18 protein-coding genes, 1 pseudogene and 1 riboswitch are annotated in these 21,103 nt (G+C 73.4%); of the genes and pseudogenes, 10 read left to right on the plus strand and 9 right to left on the minus strand.

Annotation, left to right across the window (positions count from 1 at the left end; genetic code table 11):
- Positions 1-149 precede the first annotated feature (149 nt).
- A complete protein-coding gene (locus VE614_RS25545; protein ID WP_324942016.1) occupies positions 150-575 on the plus strand; it encodes a Zn-ribbon domain-containing OB-fold protein in 426 nt (141 codons plus the stop codon).
- Between the two features lie 118 nt (positions 576-693).
- On the opposite strand, the gene VE614_RS25550 is transcribed toward VE614_RS25545, so the two are convergent.
- A complete protein-coding gene (locus VE614_RS25550; protein WP_324941631.1) occupies positions 694-1,872 on the minus strand; it encodes a MalY/PatB family protein in 1,179 nt (392 codons plus the stop codon).
- Positions 1,873-2,004: 132 nt separating this feature from the next.
- Between VE614_RS25550 and VE614_RS25555 the strand changes: the two genes are divergently transcribed.
- Together VE614_RS25555 and VE614_RS25560 are read left to right on the plus strand one after the other, a co-directional pair.
- Entirely contained in the window at positions 2,005-2,835 is an 831-nt protein-coding gene (locus tag VE614_RS25555; RefSeq protein ID WP_324941634.1) for an SAM-dependent methyltransferase, read from the plus strand.
- Between the two features lie 151 nt (positions 2,836-2,986).
- Complete coding sequence (locus VE614_RS25560; protein ID WP_324941637.1) at positions 2,987-4,300, plus strand: S1 family peptidase; 1,314 nt, start codon at positions 2,987-2,989, stop codon at positions 4,298-4,300.
- An 18-nt stretch (positions 4,301-4,318) separates the two neighbouring features.
- Here VE614_RS25560 and VE614_RS25565 read toward each other — a convergent pair whose 3' ends face one another.
- From VE614_RS25565 to VE614_RS25575, 3 genes are all read right to left on the minus strand, one after another.
- Complete coding sequence (locus tag VE614_RS25565; RefSeq protein WP_324942036.1) at positions 4,319-4,480, minus strand: hypothetical protein; 162 nt, start codon at positions 4,478-4,480, stop codon at positions 4,319-4,321.
- Between the two features lie 137 nt (positions 4,481-4,617).
- A complete protein-coding gene (locus VE614_RS25570) occupies positions 4,618-5,313 on the minus strand; it encodes a L,D-transpeptidase (RefSeq protein ID WP_324941640.1) in 696 nt (231 codons plus the stop codon).
- Positions 5,314-5,426: 113 nt separating this feature from the next.
- Positions 5,427-6,728 carry an MFS transporter gene (locus VE614_RS25575; RefSeq protein ID WP_324941643.1) on the minus strand — a complete coding sequence of 434 codons (1,302 nt, stop codon included), beginning with the start codon at positions 6,726-6,728 and terminating at the stop codon, positions 5,427-5,429.
- Positions 6,729-6,829: 101 nt separating this feature from the next.
- Between VE614_RS25575 and VE614_RS25580 the strand changes: the two are divergent.
- Positions 6,830-7,478 (plus strand): annotated as a pseudogene (locus VE614_RS25580) (hypothetical protein).
- Here the strand turns inward: VE614_RS25580 and VE614_RS25585 are convergent.
- From VE614_RS25585 to VE614_RS25595, 3 genes are all read right to left on the minus strand, one after another.
- Entirely contained in the window at positions 7,384-8,301 is a 918-nt protein-coding gene (locus tag VE614_RS25585) for an SDR family oxidoreductase (protein WP_324941646.1), read from the minus strand. The pseudogene VE614_RS25580 and the gene VE614_RS25585 overlap by 95 nt on opposite strands.
- A 102-nt stretch (positions 8,302-8,403) precedes the next feature.
- A complete protein-coding gene (locus VE614_RS25590; RefSeq protein ID WP_324941649.1) occupies positions 8,404-9,036 on the minus strand; it encodes an MBL fold metallo-hydrolase in 633 nt (210 codons plus the stop codon).
- The gene (locus VE614_RS25595) at positions 9,033-10,121 is read right to left on the minus strand and encodes an S-(hydroxymethyl)mycothiol dehydrogenase (RefSeq protein ID WP_324941652.1); all 1,089 of its coding nucleotides are present in this window, start codon (positions 10,119-10,121) and stop codon (positions 9,033-9,035) included. Before VE614_RS25595 ends, VE614_RS25590 begins: the two co-directional genes overlap by 4 nt.
- Before the next feature lie 234 nt (positions 10,122-10,355).
- On the opposite strand from VE614_RS25595, the gene VE614_RS25600 reads away from it, so the two are divergent.
- The 5 genes from VE614_RS25600 to VE614_RS25620 all read left to right on the plus strand — a co-directional run bounded on the left by VE614_RS25600 (position 10,356) and on the right by VE614_RS25620 (position 16,751).
- Entirely contained in the window at positions 10,356-12,110 is a 1,755-nt protein-coding gene (locus VE614_RS25600; RefSeq protein ID WP_324941654.1) for an ABC transporter ATP-binding protein, read from the plus strand.
- Positions 12,111-12,442: 332 nt separating this feature from the next.
- Positions 12,443-12,808 carry a nuclear transport factor 2 family protein gene (locus VE614_RS25605; RefSeq protein ID WP_324941657.1) on the plus strand — a complete coding sequence of 122 codons (366 nt, stop codon included), beginning with the start codon at positions 12,443-12,445 and terminating at the stop codon, positions 12,806-12,808.
- A 62-nt stretch (positions 12,809-12,870) separates the two neighbouring features.
- Positions 12,871-12,955: riboswitch (ZMP/ZTP riboswitch) on the plus strand.
- Positions 12,956-12,977: 22 nt separating this feature from the next.
- A complete protein-coding gene (locus VE614_RS25610; RefSeq protein ID WP_324941660.1) occupies positions 12,978-13,826 on the plus strand; it encodes a bifunctional 5,10-methylenetetrahydrofolate dehydrogenase/5,10-methenyltetrahydrofolate cyclohydrolase in 849 nt (282 codons plus the stop codon).
- A 343-nt stretch (positions 13,827-14,169) separates the two neighbouring features.
- On the plus strand, positions 14,170-15,435 hold the full coding sequence (locus VE614_RS25615) for a cytochrome P450 (RefSeq protein ID WP_324941663.1): 1,266 nt from the start codon (positions 14,170-14,172) through the stop codon (positions 15,433-15,435).
- An 86-nt stretch (positions 15,436-15,521) separates the two neighbouring features.
- Positions 15,522-16,751, plus strand: coding sequence for a glycosyltransferase (locus VE614_RS25620; protein ID WP_324942019.1), 1,230 nt, complete (start codon positions 15,522-15,524; stop codon positions 16,749-16,751).
- A gap of 416 nt (positions 16,752-17,167) precedes the next feature.
- Here the strand turns inward: VE614_RS25620 and VE614_RS25625 are convergent, their stop codons facing one another.
- Positions 17,168-17,827 carry a helix-turn-helix domain-containing protein gene (locus tag VE614_RS25625; protein WP_324941666.1) on the minus strand — a complete coding sequence of 220 codons (660 nt, stop codon included), beginning with the start codon at positions 17,825-17,827 and terminating at the stop codon, positions 17,168-17,170.
- A 149-nt stretch (positions 17,828-17,976) separates the two neighbouring features.
- On the opposite strand from VE614_RS25625, the gene VE614_RS25630 reads away from it, so the two are divergent.
- Positions 17,977-19,230: a YncE family protein gene (locus VE614_RS25630; protein ID WP_324941669.1), complete on the plus strand. Its 1,254-nt coding sequence runs from the start codon at positions 17,977-17,979 to the stop codon at positions 19,228-19,230.
- Here VE614_RS25630 and VE614_RS25635 read toward each other — a convergent pair.
- On the minus strand, positions 19,223-21,094 hold the full coding sequence (locus VE614_RS25635) for a cellulase family glycosylhydrolase (protein ID WP_324941671.1): 1,872 nt from the start codon (positions 21,092-21,094) through the stop codon (positions 19,223-19,225). The two genes, VE614_RS25630 and VE614_RS25635, sit on opposite strands and share 8 nt — an antisense overlap.
- Between the last annotated feature and the right edge of the window lie 9 nt (positions 21,095-21,103).

Genomic DNA, 21,103 nt, shown 5'->3' on the forward strand with positions numbered 1-21,103 from the left:
CGGCCGAAATTCGGGGTACGGAGTGCCTTTACGTGTGGCACTCAGTGCCATAGCCTGGCGGCGTGCACGGTGGCACCGCGAACCGGGCACAGGCGTGCACGGTGAACCGCGCACGCGGGATTCCGGCCGAGCGCAGGGAGTTGACCAGCGTGTACCACCACTCAGGAAGCGCCGCTCAGCAGGGAGCCGGCTCCGCGGCGGGGGTCCTCGCCCCCACGATCGAGCACCGGGCGGCGGATGAGGAGACCATCCTCTTCCAGCGCTGCACCTGGTGCGGCACGGCGATGTACCACCGGCTGCTGTGTCCGGTGTGCCAGGGCAGCGATCTGCGCACGGAGCGCAGCGAGGGCACGGGCACGGTCCGCCACTCCACGGTGGTGCACCGCAACACCCCGGCCGCGCGCAATGTGTCGCTGATAGAGATGGCGGAGGGCTTCGTGGTGCGGGGCCGGGTCATGGGCCCGCCCATCGGCATCCACAGCGGCGACCGGGTACGGCTGTCCACGGCGAAGGACCCGGTGCGCGGCGAGCCCGTCTTCCAGCTGGTCGACGAGCCCTACCGCGCCTGGAGCTGAGCGAGGCCCGGACGGGTCGTACGGCCCGGGGCGTCAGCCGGATGCCGGCCGTCCCGCGCCCCGATCGGCTGGGGCGTCTCGTCCGTGCCCGCGATTCCGGGCGGCCGTGTCTCACCGATCACCGCGCCGTCCGCGTCATCCGCCGTACCGCCTCGGTGAGCACCTCGGGTGAGGTGGCCAGGTTCAGCCGGACATGCCCGGCGCCGCCCGTGCCGTACGCCAGGCCGGAGCTCAGGGCGACCCGGCCGCGCTCCAGAAAGGCCTGCGCCGGGTCGTCGCCGAGGCCGAGGGCACGGCAGTCGAGCCAGGCGAGATAGGTGCCGTCGCCAGGGCGGTAGACCACCTCGGGCAAGTGCTCGGCGAGCAGGTCCGCGAAGAGCCGCCGGTTCTCGTCCAGCCCGGCCAGCAGGGCGTCCAGCCAGGCGGTGCCGTCGCGCAGCGCGGCGGTGTGCGCGATGACGCCGAGGTGGCTGCATCCGTCGCCGGCCTCCTCCGGCAGCCGGGCCAGATCGGCGGCGGCCTCCGGACCCGCGACGGCGACGGCCGCCTTGAGCCCGGCGAGGTGCCACGCCTTGGACGCCGACATCAGCGACAGCCCGCGCTCGGCCCCGGGCACACTCAGATACGGCACGAACCGGGCGCCGCGCAGGACCAGCGGGGCGTGCGCCTCGTCGGCCACGACCCGCACCCCGTACCGCTCGGCGAGGTCGGCGACTGCGGACAGCTCCTCGGCGGTGTGCACGGTCCCGGTCGGATTGTGCGGGCTGCACAGCAGGTACGCGGCCCGTCGTCCGCCCCCGGCCGCCTCGCGGAAGGCCGCCTCCAGCACGTCGAAGTCCAGGCGCGGGCCGGAACCGAGCGGGGCCTCGGCCACCCGCCGGTCCATGTGCGTGACGAAGTCGTAGAACGGCGGGTACACCGGCGGACTGACCACGACCGCGTCCCCGGGGCCGGTCACGAGTTTCAGCATCTCGACGACGCCCAGCATCACATCCGGGACCAGCGCGGTCCGCTCCACGGCCAGCCCGTCCCAGCCCCACCGCCGCGCCGCGAAGGCGGCCAGCGCCTCGGCGTACTCGGTGCCGCCGGGATAGCCGGTGTCCCCGAGTGCGAGCGCCTCGGTGACCGCGCGCACCACGGGCTCGGCGAGCGGGACGTCCATCTCGGCCACCCACAGCGGCAGCACGTCCTGCGGGTACGCGCGCCACTTCACACTCGTGCGGCGGCGCAGCCGGTCCAGGCCGAGCACGCGCAGCGGATTGAAGGCTCCGGTCGTCTCCTGCGGGATGCTGGTCATGCGCACACCCTAAGAGCCGGTGGGGTCCGGCAAAACGTGCAGGGGGATCGGCAATGATCAACTGGTCCGTCTAGATTGCTCCTTGACGCTCACCGCGTCCCTACGCATTCCGGCATCCCAGGAGCTGATCCCGTGACCGAGAACCCGCCCACCACGGACGGCGTGGCCGATTCCCTGCGCGAGCGCATCAACACCTCCCAGCCGCACACGGCCCGGATCTGGAACTACTGGCTGGGCGGCAAGGACAACTACGAGGTCGACCGCGCGGCCGGGGACCAGATCCGCCAGCTCCACCCGGGCATCGGCGAGTACGCGCGGGCCGACCGGCTCTTCCTGGGCCGCGCCGTGCGGCATCTCGTCGAGGAGGCGGGGATCCGCCAGTTCCTGGACATCGGCACCGGGCTGCCGACCGCCGACAACACCCACGAGGTCGCCCAGCGGCTCGCCCCGGAGGCGCGGATCGTCTACGTCGACAACGACCCGCTCGTCCTCGCGCACGCCCGCGCGCTGCTCACCAGCACGCCCGAGGGCCGCACCGACTACCTGGACGAGGATCTGCGCAATGTCGACGCGATCCTCGAACACGCCTCCAAGACGCTGGACTTCAGTGAGCCGGTGGCGCTGGTCCTGCTCGGCGTGGTCATCTTCATCGGCGACGACGAGGACCCGTACGGCCTGGTGCGGCGGCTGATGGACGCCCTGCCGGCGGGCAGCCATCTGGTGCTGTCGCACACCATCACCTCACCGTCCATGCCGGACGTGGACGAGGCGGTGAAGTTCTGGAACGAGCACGGCACCCCGAAGCTGACCCAGCGCACCCCCGAGGACGTCATCCGCTTCTTCGACGGGCTGGAGCTGCTGGAGCCCGGTGTCGTCTCCTGCTCGCGCTGGCGCCCTGAGAACGCTCACGGGGCCGAGCCCGAAGAGGTGGCGATGTTCGGCGGGATGGCCCGCAAGAACTGACGCGAGCCGGAACGTGCCCCCCGGAGCGGAGTGATCAGCCGCGGGCCGGGTGAACGGGCCCGGCTCCCGGCACGTATGCCAAGGGGGGCGCTCGACCACCGGAGGCCCTCCGCGGTGCGGGCACCGCGCGTTCGGGGTTCGGGAGCCATGCATGAGGCACGTACGACGACGTATCGTCCGGCGAGCGGCACGGCTGGCGGCCGTCGGCGGTCTGCTGCTCGGGGCGACGATGGTCACCCAGGCCGTGGCGAGCCCGCCGCCGGACCCGCCGCCGGCCGGCGGCGCGGAGCTGGTCCGGCGGCTCGGTGCCGAGCGCACCGCGGGCAGCTGGATCGGTGCCGACGGGCGGCCGGTGGTCGCGGTCACCGACCGGGACACGGCCGCCGAGGTGCGCCGGGCGGGCGCCACACCGAAGGTCGTCCGGCACAGTCTGAGCGAGCTGAGGTCGGCCACCGCGGCGCTTCGTGCGGCGCCGCGGGTGGCCGGCACGGCCTGGGCGGTGGACTACCGCCGCAACGAGGTGGTGGTACGCGCCGACCGCACCGTCTCCGCCGCCGACTGGACCGTCCTCACCGAACTCGCCGAGGACATCGGCGGTCACGTCCGGATGGAGCGCTTCGCGGGCACCTTCACCACCCGTCTGAACGGGGCGCGGCCCATTCTGTCGACGAGCGGACGCTGTTCGGCCGGGTTCAACGTGACCGACGGACGGCGCGACTTCATCCTCACGGCCGGGCACTGCGGGCCCACCGGGTCCGTCTGGTTCGCCGACGGCCAGGGCACGCGGGAGGTGGGCCGCACGGTCGCCGGGAGCTTTCCGGGAGCCGACTACTCGCTGGTGCGGTACACCGGGGGCCGGGCGGGCGAGGGCGCCGACGTGGTGGCGGTCGGTGCGGACAAGGGAGTGCGGATCACCGGGGCGGCCGAGCCCGCCGTCGGACAGCGGGTGTTCCGCAGCGGCAGCACCACGGGACTGCGCGACGGGCGGGTGACCGCGCTGGACGCGACGGTGAATTATCCGGAGGGCACGGTCACGGGACTGATCGAGACGGATGTCTGCGCCGAACCCGGCGACAGCGGCGGGCCGCTGTTCGCGGCGGGGATCGCGCTGGGGGTGACCTCGGGTGGCAGCGGGGACTGCCGTACCGGGGGGACGACCTTCTTCCAGCCGGTGACGACGGCGATGGATGCGCTCGGGGTGCGGCTGATCACCGCGGCGGGCTCGCCCTCGCCGGGCCCCGGCTCCTCCGCGACGCAGAACGCGATCGCACCGGGTGCGCAGACCCCGACGGCGGGCGGTGAGGAGGCTCCGTCCCTGTACGCACGGCTGGCGGACCCGCGGAACACCGGTCCGGGGCTGCTGGTCGTGGCGGGAAGTCTGGTCGCGCTGGCGGCCACGCGGTGGATCCGCACGGAGCAGGACCGCAGGGCCTACCAGCGCCAGTACTCGGCGAGCTGGGGCTGACCGAGGATCGGGGGGGGATCAGGCGACCGAGGTGCGGTCGGCCCACTCCATCACGAGCCGCTGGTATTCCTTGCGCTGCTCGGTGTTCAGTGTCCCGCCCGACCGGAGCCACAGGGCCCGGATCTCCTCGTTGACCTCCGCGGCCGATCGCTCGGAAACGGCTTCAACACTGGTGGACATACTGTGAAGCATACGGCGCCCGAGGTGAAGACCATGTGAGCGAACGGGAGCGAACCGGACATATCAGACCGTGTTGCTCATCACTCCCATCTGGGCGAACTCCCGCGGCAGTTCGCCTGCCCACCACACCCAGGCCCTCAGGTGCCCGGCTTGCGGCCGTAGACGAAGACGTCGTCGCCCTTCTTCAGCAGCGACCAGTACTTCTTGGCGTCGGTCTTCGTCATGTTGACGCAGCCGTGCGAGCCCGGCGGGTTCCACATGCTCACACCGACGGAGTGGAAGGCCTGGCCGCCGTCGAAGAACTGGGCGTAGGGCATCGGCACGTCGTAGATCGACGAGACGTGGTCGATGTTGCGCCAGTAGACCTTCTTCAGGCCGGTGCGCGTCTCGTAGCCGTCGCGGCCGGTGCGGACCGGGACCGGGCCGTAGACGAGCCTGCTGCCGTCCTGGATCCAGCTCAGCTGGAGGGTGAGGTTCACGCAGGCGATACGGCCCTTGTTCACCGGGCACTTGCCGTCCTTGTTCGGCTTGTTCCCGACGGCCTTCTGCTTCAGCATGAGGTCCATCACACCCCAGGTGACGGGCCCCGCGTAGCCGGCGTTCGGCTGGATGCCGTGCTTGGTCTGGAAGGCCTGGATCGCCTTGCAGTCGGCGGCGGACTGCCGTCCGTCGACCGGCCGGCCGAGGAACTTCTCGACCTGCTTCTGATACGGCCCGGTCTGCGTCGTACAACTCGCGGCCTGCGCCGATCCGGCGCCGGCCGCCAGCGTGAGCGGCGCCACCAGCGCGGTGGCACCCAGAACGACGGCAGCTCGTCTGCTTTTGTCCCCCATGTCCAGCCTTGCCCTTCCCTTGCGGCGGATGTCTGAGAGATAGACGTCTGCCACGCCTGGAAGGTTGTACGGGTGTGGGCGGATGTGAGACGGCTCATGCCGCGACCGCGCGATCACCGAGGTGACGCGGTACGCGTCCTGGCCTCCTCCCCCGGGAGCGCGCGGCGTCCGCGGACCGGGGAGAGCAGCACCGGCAGGAAGGCCACCGCCAGCAGCGCGCCGCCGGTCCAGAGGGTGGCCCGGACACCCGCCACCTCGCCGAGCAGGCCCGACAGGGCCGCGCCGACCGCGAGGGCTCCGGTCAGCATGCAGCGGAAGGTGGCGTTCATCCGGCCGAGGAGGGCGTCCGGGGTCATCCCCTGCCGGAGGCTGACCCCGAGGACGTTGTCCATGCCGGTCTTGAACATCGCCAGCGCCCAGCCCGCCCCGGCCAGCCAGAGCCAGGGCCCGCGGCCGATGAGCGGGACGAGGAGGGCGGCGGGTGCCAGGAACGGGCCGGCCAGGGCGAGGGTGCGGCCGAGTCCGAGGCGGGCGGCGAGCGGGCGGGCGCACCGGGCGCCGAGCAGGAGGCCGAGGCCGCCCGCGGCCCAGTACAGGCCCAGGACGCTCGCCGAGAGGTGCAGTTCCCGCACGAACAGCACGGGCAGCATGGTGTTCACGATCTGCGACCCGAGGTTGGTGAGCGAGGCGGTGAGCGCGAGGGCGCGCAGTTCGGAGTTGCCGAGGACGTGGCGCAGGCCCTCGGCGATCTGGGCGGTCAGTCGCGTACGGGACGCCGGGGGCCGCGGGTCCGTGCCGCCGCGCAGGGCGATGAGCCGGAGCGCGGAGGCGAAGTGGGCCACGGCCGCGCAGAGCACGGCGACGGGGGCGGTGAGCAGCTGGACGAGGCCGCCGCCGAGGCCGCGCCCGGCCACGTTGCCGGCCGCCTGGAGGCTGACGACGGCGGCGTTCGCCCCCACCAGGGCGTCCCGGCCGACCAGTTGGGGCAGCACGCTCTGCGAGCCGATGTCGAAGAAGACCGTGGCGCAGCCGGTGAGCAGCACCACCGTGTAGAGCTGGCCGAGGGTGAGCGCGTCGAGCCACCAGGCCAGCGGCACGGAGGCGAACAGCAGGGAGCGGGCGAGGTCCGCGCCGATCAGCACCCGCCGGTGTCTCATCCGGTCCACCCACGCTCCGGCCGGCAGCCCGATCAGCAGGAACGCCAGGGTGCTGAGGGTGGCGAGGGCACCGACCTGCCCGGGGCCCGCGTCCAGCGCGGCCACCGCGACCAGGGGGACGGCGACGTAGCCGACGTTGGTGCCCAGCTGGCTGAGCGTGGTGGCGGCGAAGAGGGTGCGGAAGTCGCGGGCGTGCCAGGGGGAGGCGGGCGGTGCGGGGGCGGGGGGCTTCGGGGCGGTCTGTGGCTCGCTCTGCACAGGAGAACGGTGCCCGAGGGGATCGGGCAGGACAAGTGAAGAGATCTACAGGGATGTTTAAGTGTCACTACGGTGATCCTGTTGCGGACAGCGTGCGTCCCGTGTCCGCGTGCATCCAGCAACTGCCCGCACCGCTCGGTGTGGTGATGGGTGCTCTCGGTTCCTGTCCGGTGGTCATGCGAGGTGAGCAGGTCCGGTTCCGCCGGGAGCAGGCGGCCCGCTGGGAGGAACGCCGGCTGGCGGCGTACGCCGACTACGCGCGCCAGTTGAAGAAGACCGCCACCCTGACGTACCGGGTGGCGGCCCACCTCGGCAACGACCCGCACCCGCACCCGCCCCCCCAAGGCGGCGGAGCCGCTGCTGACCGAGGCGGCGGACGCCCGGGACCCGGCCGGTGAGGCGCTGCTCCTGCTGGGCAGCCGCGAGGTGGTGGACACCGCGCGGTCCCGGGTGCTCGCGGTGCTGGAGATGGAAACGTTCCCGCGGGCCGGGACGCGCGACGCAGCGGCCTGGGAGGACCTGCTGGAGCGGCAACGGGCGGCCCGCGAGAGGTACTACGCGGCGGTGCGCGCCGGTCTGGCGCTGCCGCCGGGGCACCCGGCGCGCCGGCCGCTGCCGCCGACGGCGGCGGCAGCGGCAGCGGCAGCGGCCGTGCTCAGCGGTAGCCGGTGGTGTCCGCGGGCTTGCCCGGGTCCTGCACCTCGACGAGGTAGCGCCAGGCGTCGGGGCGGCTGCCGTCGAGGTCGGTGAAGCCGTACTCCCGGGCCAGGCCGCCGCTGGAGAGGGAGGCGCCGTTGTGACGGGCCACGCCGGGGTCGGCGGCGAGGGCGGCGACGGCGCGGCCGACGTAGCGCGGGGTCTCCGAGATGGCGAAGTGCGGGACCTTGTCGAGGGCGTCGCGCCAGTTGTCCTCGCGCACCCCGAAGTGCTCCAGCATGATCTCCGAGCGCAGCCAGCCCGGGGTGAGGGCGAGGGCGGTGGCGCCGCGCGGGCCGAGTTCGTGGCCGAGGGAGAACGCCATGCGCAGGACGGCCGTCTTGGCGAGGTCGTAGAAGAACGAGTTGCGGTAGTGGTCGCGGTTGTAGTCGGCGGTGCCGTCGGTGACCTCGACCACCAGGCCGCCGGGGTGGCGCAGCAGCAGGGGCAGCGCGTGGTGGCTGGTGATGGCGTGGGTCTCCACCGCGAGCCTGAGCAGTCTCAGCCCGTTGTCGAGGTCGTGCTCCCAGACCGGGGTCTCCCACTCGAACAGGTTCTCGCCGCCCCAGATGTCGTTGACGAGGACGTCGAGGCGGCCCCGCTCGTGGGCGATGCGGTCGACGAGGGCACGGACCTGGGCGGGGTCGAGGTGGTCGGTGGGTACGGCGATGCCCGTGCCGCCGGCCCGGGTGACGAGGTCGGCGGTGTCCTCGATGGTCTCGGGGCGGTCGTACTCCGAGCGCCGGGCGCGGGTGCTGCGGCCGGTGACGTACACCGTGGCGCCGGCCGCCCCCAGTTCCACGGCGATGCCCCGCCCGGCTCCCCGGGTCGCCCCGGCGACGAGTGCGATCTTGCCCTTCAGGTGCTGTTCCGGCATGTCCGGCCTCCTCCTCGTGTGCGCGGTCGGTACGAGGGTGCCGAGGAAGCCGGACATCTTCTGTCTTCTTTTCGGCGACGGGATTCCGTGTCGCCGCGCCGCTCAGTGACCGCGCGCGATCCACTCCTCCAGATGCGGTGCCTCGGCGCCGATCGTGGTGGCGTCCCCGTGCCCGGTGAGGACCTTCGTCTCCGGCGGGAGGGTGAGCAGCCGGGCGCGGATGGAGTCGATGAGGGTCGGGAAGTGCGAGAAGGAGCGGCCGGTGGCGCCGGGGCCGCCCCGGAAGAGGGTGTCTCCGGTGAAGACGGCGCCGAGGCCGGGGTCGTGGAGGCAGACCGCGCCGGGGGCGTGCCCGGGGGTGTGCAGCACGGTGAGGTCGGCGCCGGCGGCCTCGATCACCAGGCCGTCGCGCAGCCAGGCGTCGGGTTCGCGGTCCGGGTGGGTCTGCTTCCACAGCGGCAGGTCGTCGCGGTGCAGCCAGATGACGGCGCCGGTGCGGTCGGCGAGGGCGGGTGCGGCGCCGATGTGGTCGTTGTGGGCGTGGGTGCACACGATGGCGGCGAGGCGGCGGTAGCCGACGGCCTCGGCGATGGCGTCGGCGTCGTGGGCGGCGTCGATGACGACGACCTCGTGATCGTCGCCGACCAGCCAGACGTTGTTGTCGACGTCCCAGGTGCCACCGTCGAGGCTGAACTGCCCGGAGGTGACGAGGCGTTCGATGCGGGCGGTCGTCACAGCACCACCACCGAGCGCAGTACGTCACCCTGGTGCATCCGCTCGAACGCCTTCTCCACCTCGTCGAGCGCGATCGTCTCGGTGACGAACGCGCCGAGGTCCAGGCGCCCCTGCAGATGCAGGTCGATGAGCATCGGGAAGTCGCGGGAGGGGAGGCAGTCGCCGTACCAGGAGGACTTCAGCGCGCCGCCGCGGCCGAAGACGTCCAGCAGCGGGAGTTCGAGCTTCATCTCCGGGGTGGGCACGCCGACGAGGACCACGGTGCCGGCCAGGTCGCGGGCGTAGAAGGCCTGGGTGTACGTCTCGGGGCGGCCGACCGCCTCGATGACGACGTCGGCGCCGAAGCCGCCGGTCAGCTCGCGGATCGCTTCGACCGGGTCGGTCTCCCGGGAGTTGACGGTGTGGGTGGCGCCCATGGTGCGGGCGGTGGCGAGCTTGCGGTCGTCGATGTCGACGGCGATGATCCTCGCCGCGCCGGCCAGCCGTGATCCGGCGATGGCGGCGTCGCCGACACCGCCGCAGCCGATGACGGCGACCGTGTCGCCCCGGCCCACGTCGCCGGTGTTGATCGCGGCGCCGATGCCCGCCATCACTCCGCAGCCCAGCAGCCCGGCCACCTCGGGGGCGACGGCGGGGTCCACCTTGGTGCACTGCCCGGCCGCGACGAGGGTCTTCTCGGCGAAGGCACCGATGCCGAGGGCCGGGGCCAGTTCCCGCCCGGTGGCGGCGAGGGTCATCTTCTGCTGGGCGTTGTGGGTGTCGAAGCAGTACCAGGGGCGCCCGCGCAGACAGGCCCGGCACCGTCCGCACACGGCACGCCAGTTGAGGACGACGAAGTCGCCGGGCGCCACCTCGGTGACGCCGTCGCCGACCGCCTCGACCACGCCCGCGGCCTCGTGGCCGAGCAGGAACGGGAACTCGTCGGTGATGCCGCCCTGCTTGTAGTGCAGGTCGGTGTGGCAGACCCCGCAGGCCTGGACGCGCACGACGGCCTCACCCGGCCCCGGGTCGGGTACGACGATCGTCTCGATCCGCACCGGCTCGTCTCTGCCCGGTGCGATCACGCCGCGCACTTCCTGCGCCATGGTGCTGATCCCTTTCTCTCGGCGGGTCCGTCCCGCTGCCGACCCTATGGCCGGCCGATCGGTAAAGGCACGGGTGACAGGCGGGCAGGGCACTTTCCGGCCACGCCCGCCGGCCACGGTGGCTTCCTCCGGCCGAGGTGCGCGGTCCCCCCGGGAAATGAGGAGGCCCGTCCGTGTCGACCGTCGTAGCCTGAACGCTCCGTCGACACTGGCCGCCACCGGCGAAGGAGCACCGTGACCCGCGCAGACACCACCACCGGCCCTCCCCCGTGGCGGCTGCTTCTCGGCTATGTCCGCCCGCACCGAGGGGCCCTGCTGGCCGGGGCGGTGCTCTCCCTGGTGACCGGGGCCACGGGCCTTCTGCTGCCCCTGGTGGCGCGGGAGCTGATCGACGACCTCGCCCACGACCGGGCCATCGCGAGCGCGCTGCTGCTCATGACGGCCCTGGTGGTCGCCAACGCGACGCTGGGCGCGATCGGTTCGTATGTGCTGCGGCGCACCGCCGAGTCGGTGGTGCTCGGTGCGCGGCGCGCGCTGTCGTCGTATCTGCTGCGCCTGCGCGTGGCCGCCGTCGACCGCAGTGAGCCCGGCGACCTGATGGCCCGGATCACCTCGGACACCACCTTGCTGCGCGAGGTCACCACCGACTCCCTGGTCGGCCTGGGCACCGGCGGGCTCACCCTGGTGGCGACGGTGGCGATGATGGGCCTGGTCGATCCGGTGCTGCTCGGGGTCACACTCGGCGTGGTGTTCGGCGCGGGCATCGTGCTCGGACTGATCGTGCCGCGCATCAACCGGGCCAGCCGGCAGGCGCAGGACGCGGTCGGCGCGATGGGCGCCTCGCTGGAGCGGGTCCTGGGCGCGCTGCGCACGGTCAAGGCGTCCGGTGCCGAGCACCGCGAGGAACGGACGCTGCACGCCGCCGCCGAGGAGTCCTGGCGGCAGAGCGTGCGCGCCGCCAAGTGGACGGCCGCCGCGGGCAACACGGCCGGGCTGGCGATGCAGATCGCCTTCATCACGGTGCTGGCGGTGGGCGGTGCCCGGGTGGCCACCGGTGCGATCGACATCGGCACGCTGGTCGCGTTCCTGCTGTACGTCTTCTACCTGATGTCGCCGATCCAGTCGGTCGTCGGCGCGATCACCCAGTACCAGACCGGCGCCGCGGCCCTCACCCGGATCCAGGAGGCGCTGCGGCTGCCCGCCGAGCCGCACTCCCCGGCCGCCCCGCTGCCCACCGCCGACGCCGAACCGGCCGCGCTCGCCTTCACCGACGTCCGCTTCCGCTACGCCGACGACCTGCCGTACGTCCACCACGGCGTGACGTTCTCCGTGCCGCCGCGCGGCATGACGGCCTTCGTCGGCCCGTCCGGGGCGGGCAAGACCACCGTCTTCTCGCTGATCGAGCGGTTCTACGACCCCGAGTCGGGCGCGATCACCCTGGACGGCCGGAATCTCGCCGACTGGGACCTGTCCCGGCTGCGGTCCGCGATCGGCTATGTCGAGCAGGACGCCCCGGTGCTGTCCGGCTCGCTGCGGGACAACCTGCTGCTGGGCAATCCGGACACGGACGAGGACACGATCGCCCGGGTGCTGAAGACGACCCGCCTGGACGGGCTGGTGGCCCGGCTGCCCGGCGGTCTGGACACCCTGGTCGGGCATCGCGGCACCAAGCTGTCCGGCGGGGAGCGCCAGCGGGTGGCGATCGCCCGGGCGTTGCTGCGGCGCCCCCGGCTGCTGCTCCTGGACGAGGCGACCTCACAGCTCGACGCGGTGAACGAGGCGGCGCTGCGGGACACGGTCGCCGATGTGGCCCGGACGACCACCGTGCTGGTGGTCGCGCACCGGCTGTCGACGGTGACGATGGCCGACCGGATCGTGGTGATGGACGCGGGCCGGGTCCGCGCGGTGGGCACCCACCGCGAACTCGTGGCCGCCGACCCGCTGTACGCGGAGCTGGCGGCCACGCAGTTCCTCGCCGCGGCGGGCTGAGGGCCCGGCCGGGACGGCGACGCGTTCGATGGCGCGCTCGCTACCGATGGCGTACGGCAGTCCGACGACCGGCGCGACCGGGGCGAGGACCTGGTTCGGCTCGTCCAGCCGGTTGATCCGGTGGACGTTGTTCCGCGGCCGCAGTTGAGCGGACGGCCACGGCAGGGGCGGCCTTGGGGGGCGGGCAGGTCGCTGACGCCGAGCGAGTCGAGCGTGCCGATGGGGTTGCGCGCGCTGCGCTTGCCGGGGCCACCGGGGCGGAGGAGGCTCGTAGGAGAGGCCCTTCGCGGTCCGCCGTCCTGCCGGACCGCACCCCTTGCGAGGAGGTCACGATGGGCACTGCGGCCACCCCCGCCTTCGACACCGAGACACTGCGCCGGGGCATCGAAGGCCACAACTCGGCGACGCTGATGTCGCTCTACGCGGACGACGCGCAACTGCGGGTCGTCGACCGCAACACCCAGCCCAGCCGTCCGCGGGTGCTGCGCGGGCGGGACGAGATCGGCGAACTGCTCGACGACGTCTACGGCCGGGACATGGCGCACAAGCTGGAGGAGTGTGTCGTCCAGGGCGACCGGGCCGCGTTCAGCGAGTCCTGCGAGTACCCCGACGGGGTCCGGGTGCTCGCCGAATCGATGGTCACGCTGCGCGACGGGAAGATCGCCGAGCAGACCATGATCCAGGCCTGGGACGAGTAGCCGGGCCCCGGGTGGCGGGTGCCGGGCCGGGCACGGGCTCGGGCGCGGCCTCGGTTAGGCTGGCCCGGGGCCGTGACTGGCGCTGAGGTGGAGTACCACCGGGGAGCGGTCCACGCAGAGTCGATGCCGCGCGCCTGGGCGATCCGGTCGATCGACCCAGGAGTGGAACATGTCCCAGGCCCGGCTCATGGACGGCACCGCGCTCGCCGCGCGCATCGTCGAGGAGACCGCGAAGCGCGCGGCCGACCTCACCGGCCGCACCGGCACCGCGCCCTGTCTGGCGACGGTGCTGGTGGGCGAGGACCCGGCGTCCGTCACCTACGTCAAGATGAAGCAGAACCGGTGCCGCAAGGCCGGGATCACCTCCCGGCACGTCGCCCTGCCGGCCGCCACGACCACCGAGGACCTGGTCGGCACCCTGCGCGAGCTGTCCGCGGACCCGGGGGTGCACGGCATCCTGCTCCAGCACCCGATGGGCGGCCACATCGACGAGCGGGCCGCCTTCGAGGCGATCGCGCCGGAGAAGGACGTCGACGGCGTCACCTTCGCCTCCTTCGCCACGATGAGCTTCGGCCTGCCCGGCTTCGTGTCCTGCACGCCCGGCGGGATCATGCGGCTGCTGGACGAGTACGGCGTCGACCCGGCCGGGAAGCGGGCCGTCGTGGTGGGCCGCAGCGCGATCCTCGGCAAGCCGGCCGGGATGCTGCTGCTCGCCCGGGACGCCACGGTCACGTACTGCCACTCGCGCACCCGGGACCTGTCGGCGGCCGTGCGGGAGGCGGACATCGTGGTCGCCGCGGTCGGGCGGGCCCGGCTGATCCGCGGCCAGGACGTCAAGCCGGGCGCGGTGGTGATCGACGCCGGGTACAACGCGGGCAACGTGGGCGACGTCGACTTCGACTCCGCCGTGGAGCGGGCCTCCTTGATCACCCCGGTGCCGGGCGGGGTCGGCCCGATGACCATCGCCACGCTCCTGGAGCAGACGGTCGACGCGGCGGAGCGGCAGCTCGCGGCGTGACGCGGGGAGGCCGGCGCCCGCCCTGGGCACCGGCCTCCCGGCCCCCGGCGCTCCTGGCCGCGGGACTCCGGCCTCCCCGGCCCCCGGACTCCGGCCTTCCGTGACACCGGCCTCGGGCCGCACCGAACCCCGGAGAACCGGTCCCCGGCCATCGGCCTCCTGGGACACCGTCCTCCGCAGCCCGGCGCCCCGGGGCACCCGGCCTCGGGCCGCACCGGTGCCCCCGGGGCCCGCGCCTCGGGCCGCACCGGTCTGGTGGGCCCGGGTGACGCCGTCCACACGCGCGCGGTGATGCCGCGCACACACGGACGGTGGCCGGGCGGTCACGTGTTAGCGTCCCGCCGTGACTCTCTCGGCTCCGGACACGGCACCCCACGATCACGCCCTCGACCTGCTGGATCTCTTCGGCGAGGGCTTCGTCCGCGACCCGTATCCCTGGCTCGACACACTGCGCGCCGAGGCGCCGGTGCACCACGATCCGCGGACCGGGCTCTGGCTGGTCAGCCGCCACGAGGACATCCGCCGGGTGCTGCTCGACCCGGACGCCTTCCGGCCCGACAACGCCCAGCACGCCGTCACCCCGCTGCCGGTCGGAGCGCTGCGGGTGCTCGCCCGGGCGGGCTTCGGCCTTCCCCCGGCACTGGCCAACAACGGCACCGCCAGCCACCCCGGACTGCGCCGCCTCGTCACCCGGTTCTTCAACGCCCGGCGCGTCGCCGCCGCCGTACCGGTGATCGAGCGGATCGCCGACGAACTGCTCGCCACGGCCGGCGCACGCATCGACGCCTCGGGCGGCGGCGACCTGTTCGCCTCCTTCGCCCAGGTGCTGCCGTGCCGGGTGCTGATGGAACTGCTCGGCATCGACGGCGTCCCCCCGGCCACCCTGATCCGCTGGAGCGATGCCTCGCTGGAACTGTTCTGGGGCCGGCCCACACCCGAGCGCCAGCTCGAACTGGCCCCGCTCGTCGCCGAGTTCCACCAGTGGCTGACCCGGACCGTGCGCGCCGGCACGGCGTCGCCCGGTTCGTTCGTCGCGGCCCTGGCCGGCCACCGGCTGCCCGACGGGGAGCCGCTCGACGCCGAGACCGCGGTCGGCGCCTGCTTCTTCGTGTTCGTCGCCGGGCAGTCCACCACGGGCCAGCTCCTCGCGACCGTGCTGCGCCGGGCACTGGCCGAGGACGGGCTGTGGCCGCGCCTCGCCGACGAGCCGGGCCTCGCCGAGGCCTGGGTCGAGGAGGTGCTGCGCCGCGAGCCGCCGGTGACGACCTGGCGGCGGGTCACCGGGCGGCCGGTCACCCTGGGCGGGGTGGGCCTGCCCGAGGGCGCCCAGCTGCTTCTGATGCTGATGGGCAGCGGATCGGACCCGGAGGTGTTCACCGCGCCGGAGCGGATGTGCCCGCACCGGGCGGACGTACGGCAGCACCTGGCCTTCGGCGTCGGCCGCCACCGCTGCCCGGGCGCCTCCCTGGCGCGCACGGAGGCGGCGGTGGCCCTGCGGCAGGCGGCACGCCGTCTGCCCCGCATCCGGCAGGCCGAGGACGAGGCCCCGCCGATGCTGGGCCTGCTGTCCTTCCGGGCACCCCTGCGGGTGGCGGTCGAACAGCGGTAGCACCGGTCCCGGCGCGTCGCGTTCCTCCGGGGCCCTCCCGGAGCGCAGGCCCGGGCGTCATACTGGTCGGTGTGCGGGTGGCGATCATGACGGCGGGCTCCCGGGGTGACGTGGCCCCCTTCACCGGGCTCGGGCAGGCGCTGGTGCGGGCCGGGCACGAGGTGACGCTGGTGACCCATGACCGTTTCGCACCGCTGGTGGCGGGTTCGGGGGTCGGGTTCCACGCGCTTGCGGTGGATCCCCGGGCCGAGCTGGAGACGCCGCAGGGGCGGGGACTGAGCCGCAGCGTGAGCGCGGTGGGCAAGATGGTGCGGCTGGCCGCGATGGCCCGGGCCGTCGCCGGACGGATGACCGACGACCTGCTCGCGGCGGCCCAGAGCAGCGAGATGTTGCTGTTGTCCGGTTCGCTGGTGCCGCTCGGGCACAGCGTCGCCGAGGGGCTGCGGCTGCCGAGCGTGGGCCTGTATCTGCAACCGCTGGCCGCCACGCGGGAGTTTCCGCCGTCGGTGCTGGGCGCCGGATCGTGGGGCGCCGTCGGCAACCGGCTCGCCGGGCACGGCATGGGCCTGGCTGCGGAGCAGGTCCTGTCGGCGGCCGTCCGGGAGGTGCGCGACCGCCTGGGACTGCCGCGGCAGCGGCCGGGCGCCGCGTGGCGGGCCCGGGAACGCGCGAACTGGCCGGTGCTGCACGGTTTCAGCCCGCTGGTGGTGCCCCGGCCGCGCGACTGGCGGCCCGGCCTGGAGGTGGCCGGGTACTGGTGGCCGTACGACCGCGAGCCCGGCCTGCCGCCCGAGCTGCGGGACTTCCTGGACGCGGGCCCGGCGCCGGTCTTCGTCGGTCTCGGCAGCGCCACTCCGCCGGACCCCGCGCGGCTGAGCGCCGAGATCGTGCGCGCGCTGCGGCGGGCCGGGCTGCGCGGGGTGTTCCAGCGGGGCTGGGGCGAGCTGGCGGCCGCCGGGGACGACATGCTGACCGTCGGGGAGGTGCCGCACTCGGTGCTCTTCCCGCGGATGGCCGCCGTGGTGCACCACGCGGGTGCGGGCACGACGGCGGCCGGGGTGCGTGCCGGAGTGCCCGCCGTGCCGGTGCCGGTGCAGTTCGACGCCGGGTTCTGGGCGGCCCGGCTGGTCGCCCTGGGTGTGGCGCCCCGCGCGGTGCCCCTGCGCCGCCTGACCGCCGAGACCCTGACCCCGGCCCTGGTACGGGCGACCCGCGACCCCGCCATCCGGGAGCGGGCCCGGGTGCTGGGCGCGCGGGTGCGCGCGGAGGACGGAACGGTGGCGGTGGTGGAACGGGTGAACGCGCTGCGCGCCTAGGGGGTGTCTCGGCCTTTCTACAGGCTCTGGCAGGGGTCACCGCCCGCCTGCTGGCCGATCGGGGGCCGGGCGAGGAACTCGGTGAAGCGGCCGCCTGCTTCGGGTCCGTGTACGTCTGCCCGCCCGTAGCGCGCGTGTTCCTCCCGCCACTCGACCCACCCGGCTTCGCGCAGCTCGGCCACCACCGACCGGGTCCCGGGTGAACGTCATCCTCCGCGCGCCGTACGCGTGCGCGTACCGCGTGGAGGGGCCGTGCCGCGCCGGTCCCGGGGGCCGTTCCCCGGCCGGCCGTCCTCGGTGAGCGTGACACGCTCCCCGCTCTCCTCCACCCAGGGCGACCAAGCGGCCGCAGTCGGGTGCGGCGCCCGTCAGTTCGGCACTGTTCATGGGCGCGCCGCCGCCACCGCCGTCCTGACCTACCGTTCGGTCTGCCATGCCACCGGCCGCAGGATGCCGAGGAGTTGGCGGACCAGTTCCGCCACCACCTCGTCCAGAGTGGCGTCCACCCAGCCGGCGCTCCAGTCGTGGAGCAGGCCGTTGACGCTGCCGATGAACGCGGCGGCGGGGAGACGGTAGTCGCGCGGCACGGCCTCGCCCCGGGCGACGGCCGCCTCGGCCTCGGCGCGGATGAGGTCGATCCAGCGGGCCCGCCGGGCCAGGCGCTGTTCTTCCAGGCGGGGGCTGACCCCGACGATCTCCACGAAGGTGACGCGGATGCGGCGCGGGTCGGCGGTGACGTCGGCGGCGTAGGCGTGGAAGATCGCGGTGACACGGTCGACGAGCGGCAGTCCGCCGGCGTCGGCCACGGCGGCGCGGACGGCCTGCTCGGCCCAGTCGTTGACCTGGAGGTGGAGGGCGGCGAGGACGTCCTCCAAGGTGCGGAACTCCTCGTAGAACTGCCGGGTGGACAGCCCCGCGGCCTCGCTGAGCGCGGCGACGGTGGTGGCCCGGTAGCCGGGCCGGTCGCCGAAGAGCTGGAGTGCGGCGTCGAGGAAGCGGCGGCGGCGCTCGGCCTGCCGTTCCTCGGCGGATCGGCCGCCGTATCGCCCGGTGGGCGCTCTGAGCCTGCCTGTCACGTGCCTCCCCGTCCTCCACGGTCGGCCAATTTTGTCGTGTACGCGGTCTTGTGGAGAAGGGCACAGGATCCTTACTTTCCAGTAAGTCACTCTGAACGCCGTCGTTTTCAGATTCCCCCCACCATCCCCACTCCCAGGAGGGAGCACTCATGCCTGCCCTCGGACCCGGACGGCTCACCGCCGTCGCCGCCGCGCTTGCGCTCGCCGCCACCGCCCCCGCGACCACCGCCTCGGCCGCCCCCGGCTCGCCCGCCGCGCTGCGGGAGGTGCTGTTCGTCGGCAACAACTGGGACGGCACCGCCGACGTCATCGAGTCGAGCGGGAACTTCGCGCGGGTCGGGCGTATCAATGTCATCCCGGACAAGGACCAGCGGATGGCGGAGATCAAGGCGAATCCGGTCAAGTGGATCTACTTCATGGGCATCCGCGACAGTGTCGGCGAGGGGCACGACCAGTTCGTCGACGACATGTACGCCACCCCGGACGGCTCGGCGATGGTCGTGTCCCGCCCCAGCTTCGCCGACGTGGTCTCGCTCGACCTGGCGAGCGGCGCCGTCAAGTGGCGCTTCCCGGTGTCGGGTTACCGCGCCGATCACATGGCGGTCTCCCCCGACGGCACCCGGGTCGCGGTCTCCGCCTCCACCTCCAACACCGTGCACGTCCTCGACATCGAGACGGGGAAGCAGGTCGGCTCGTTCGCCACCGGGGACAAGCCGCACGAGAACGTGTTCAGCAGGGACGGCAGGTACCTGTGGAACATGTCCATCGGCGAGGTGAACAACGCCCTGGACGCGCCCTGGCTGGACTGGACGAAGGGCGACCGGCGGATCACGGTCGTCGACGCGGCCACCTTCCGGCAGGTCAAGGTGATCGACATGCGCGAGCGCCTGGACGCGGCAGGTCTCAAGGACTACTCGGACGCCGTCCGTCCGGCCGCGTTCAGCCCGGACGAGTCGAAGCTGTACTTCCAGGTGTCGTTCTTCAACGGCTTCTTCGAGTACGACGTCACCACCGACCGGATCACCCGGACGAAGACCCTCCCCAAGAACCCCGCCACCAGCGAGGACCGCACGACCTGGGTCAACGACTCCCGGCACCACGGGATCACGATGAAGCCGGACGGCACGAAGCTGTGTGTCGCGGGCACCATGGACGACTACGCGACCGTCGTCGACCGTGCGACGCTCCAGGAGGGCCCGCTGGTCCCCGTCTCCAAGCCCTACTGGGCCACCGTCAGCGGCGACGGGAAGTCCTGTGTGGTCTCCGAGAGCGGCGCCGACCGGGTCACCGCCATCGACTTCGCGACCGGCGAGAAGACGGCGTCGGTCCAGGTCGGCGACCACCCCCAGCGGGTCCGGCTGGCCCGGGTGCCCGCGAACTGGTCGGGCCCGTCGGCTAGCTGACCGTCCGCGCCGCCCACGCCGTCAGTTCGGCGCGGGCCGCGGCCAGCAGCCCGGCGGACGGCGCCGTCGCCCCGTTGGTCACCAGCGCGAAGTGCGGGACCCCGGAGTCCGGGGTGGTGAGCAGCAGGCGGCGGGCGCCGGTGCCGCCGGGTTCGGGGGCCACGCCGACCGGGGTGGCGGGCGTGTACGCCGGAGGCGCGTGCGCCGTGCCCAGGTCGGAGACGACGGTGGTCACGGAGGCGGGGAAGGAGGCCGGCAGGTGCAGTTCGGTGGGCGCCGGACCGCCGTCGGAGCGCCACAGCAGCAGCGCGTACTGCCCGGAGCCGACCAGACGCGCCACGTCGGGCAGCGAGGCCGGGACCGGGTTCCAGGTGAGGGTGGTGGAACCGTCGCGGGAGCGGTCCTCGTAGGTGAAGGCGAGCGTCGCCCCGGCGGTGGCGCTCGGATAGACCCGGTCCAGGAGGCGGGCGTCCTGGCGGAGCACCGCCGTGCCGTCGTCGTCGAGCCGTACGGCGGACAGGTCCTCGTCGTTCCAGGCGTCCCCGGCGGTGAGCACCTTGCCGGGGTTGCCGTTCATCGGCTCGTGGTGACGGCCGTGGTAGATGTCCCACTGCCACTGGGTGCCGGACAGCACCGGGCCGGAGGCCGCCGGGTCCGCCCACCAGCGCGCCCCGGGCAGCCGGGAGTCGAGGGCCTGGTACATGGCCTTCAGGACGGTCGGCGCCTTGTCGGAGACGGTGCCGGAGAGCGGGTGGCCGAATTCGCTGACGATGCCGGGGGTCCCGGCCGCCGCCGCCCGGTCGCGGACCGCGCCGAAGTCGCCCGCGTACTGGCCGTCGTCCGCCTTGCCCCACATGAAGACGCCGGAGATCGCCTTCTGGTCGTAGAAGTGGGTGTTGAGGACATAGCGCGGGCCGAGCCGCCCCGCGTCCAGCAGGCCGCCCTCCTGCCGCTGGAAGTCGAGGTTGGCGTTCCAGAAGAGGTTCGGCTCGACGAAGGCGGGTTTGGCCTGCCAGCCGGCCGCGTCCATCCGGGCCCGGAACCGCTCGTAGAAGGGCCACAGCACGTCGCGTTCCCAGGTGCGGCTGGTCTGGCCCGGGGCGAGGAGGCCCGGGTGCGGCTCGTTGTAGGGGTCGAAGCCCGCGAGGCCCGCGAACTGCCCGGGGGTCAGGTGCTGCCGGACGTAGGCCATCGTCTTCTCGGCGGTGGTGAGGAAGGCGTCCTGGACACCGCGGGCGTTGTGCCAGAAGTCGTACGACGCCCGCTTGACCGCCTCGTTCTGGGTGATGTTCTGGCCCCAGAAGGGGCAGACGCCGCAGAACTCGTCGGGGTAGTCCCCGGCGTCCACCACCCATTTCGGGGCGCCGTCGCCGGTGTACCAGCTGTCGGGGTCGAAGAGGTGGCGGGAGTGGAGGTCCTGGTGGAAGTCGGGGTAGACCCGGATGCCGGCGTCGAGGAAGGCGCCCATCTGGGCGGTGGCGGCGGCGAGATACGCCGTGTCGACCCGGCCGCGCGCCGGTTCGGCGTGGGCCCAGGAGAGCAGGAAGCGGACGGTGTTGCCGCCGCCGAGAGCGCGCAGGGCGGTCGCCGACTTCCGGGCGTCGGCGACGGAGGCGAACGGCAGGCCGCCGTTCTCCTCCAGCTTGGTCTCGCCGGAGACGTTGTAGCCGCGCAGCACCACCTCACGGCCGTGGGCGTCGGTGAAGCGGCCGTCCCGCACGGTGAGCGGGGAGCCGTCGAACCAGAGGGAGCCGGGTACGGCGGTGGCCCCGGCGGCGGGAGGGGCACCCGCCGCCGGGGAACCGCACAGGAATCCACAGAGGACCACCAGAACAACGAGCAGACGCGCACGTGTATTCGGCATGCCTCTCAC

This window comes from Streptomyces sp. (assembly GCF_035645055.1).
In the GTDB taxonomy this organism is placed as follows: domain Bacteria; phylum Actinomycetota; class Actinomycetes; order Streptomycetales; family Streptomycetaceae; genus Streptomyces.

Bases quoted from the DNA above. Each gene is read 5' to 3' on its own strand.
- VE614_RS25550 (WP_324941631.1), bottom strand. From the start codon at position 1,872: ATGACCAGCATCCCGCAGGAGACGACCGGAGCCTTCAATCCGCTGCGC.
- VE614_RS25560 (WP_324941637.1), top strand. From the start codon at position 2,987: ATGAGGCACGTACGACGACGTATCGTCCGGCGAGCGGCACGGCTGGCG.
- VE614_RS25565 (WP_324942036.1), bottom strand. From the start codon at position 4,480: ATGTCCACCAGTGTTGAAGCCGTTTCCGAGCGATCGGCCGCGGAGGTC.
- VE614_RS25570 (WP_324941640.1), bottom strand. From the start codon at position 5,313: ATGGGGGACAAAAGCAGACGAGCTGCCGTCGTTCTGGGTGCCACCGCG.
- VE614_RS25585 (WP_324941646.1), bottom strand. From the start codon at position 8,301: ATGCCGGAACAGCACCTGAAGGGCAAGATCGCACTCGTCGCCGGGGCG.
- VE614_RS25595 (WP_324941652.1), bottom strand. From the start codon at position 10,121: ATGGCGCAGGAAGTGCGCGGCGTGATCGCACCGGGCAGAGACGAGCCG.
- VE614_RS25605 (WP_324941657.1), top strand. From the start codon at position 12,443: ATGGGCACTGCGGCCACCCCCGCCTTCGACACCGAGACACTGCGCCGG.
- VE614_RS25610 (WP_324941660.1), top strand. From the start codon at position 12,978: ATGTCCCAGGCCCGGCTCATGGACGGCACCGCGCTCGCCGCGCGCATC.
- VE614_RS25620 (WP_324942019.1), top strand. From the start codon at position 15,522: ATGACGGCGGGCTCCCGGGGTGACGTGGCCCCCTTCACCGGGCTCGGG.
- VE614_RS25630 (WP_324941669.1), top strand. From the start codon at position 17,977: ATGCCTGCCCTCGGACCCGGACGGCTCACCGCCGTCGCCGCCGCGCTT.
- VE614_RS25635 (WP_324941671.1), bottom strand. From the start codon at position 21,094: ATGCCGAATACACGTGCGCGTCTGCTCGTTGTTCTGGTGGTCCTCTGT.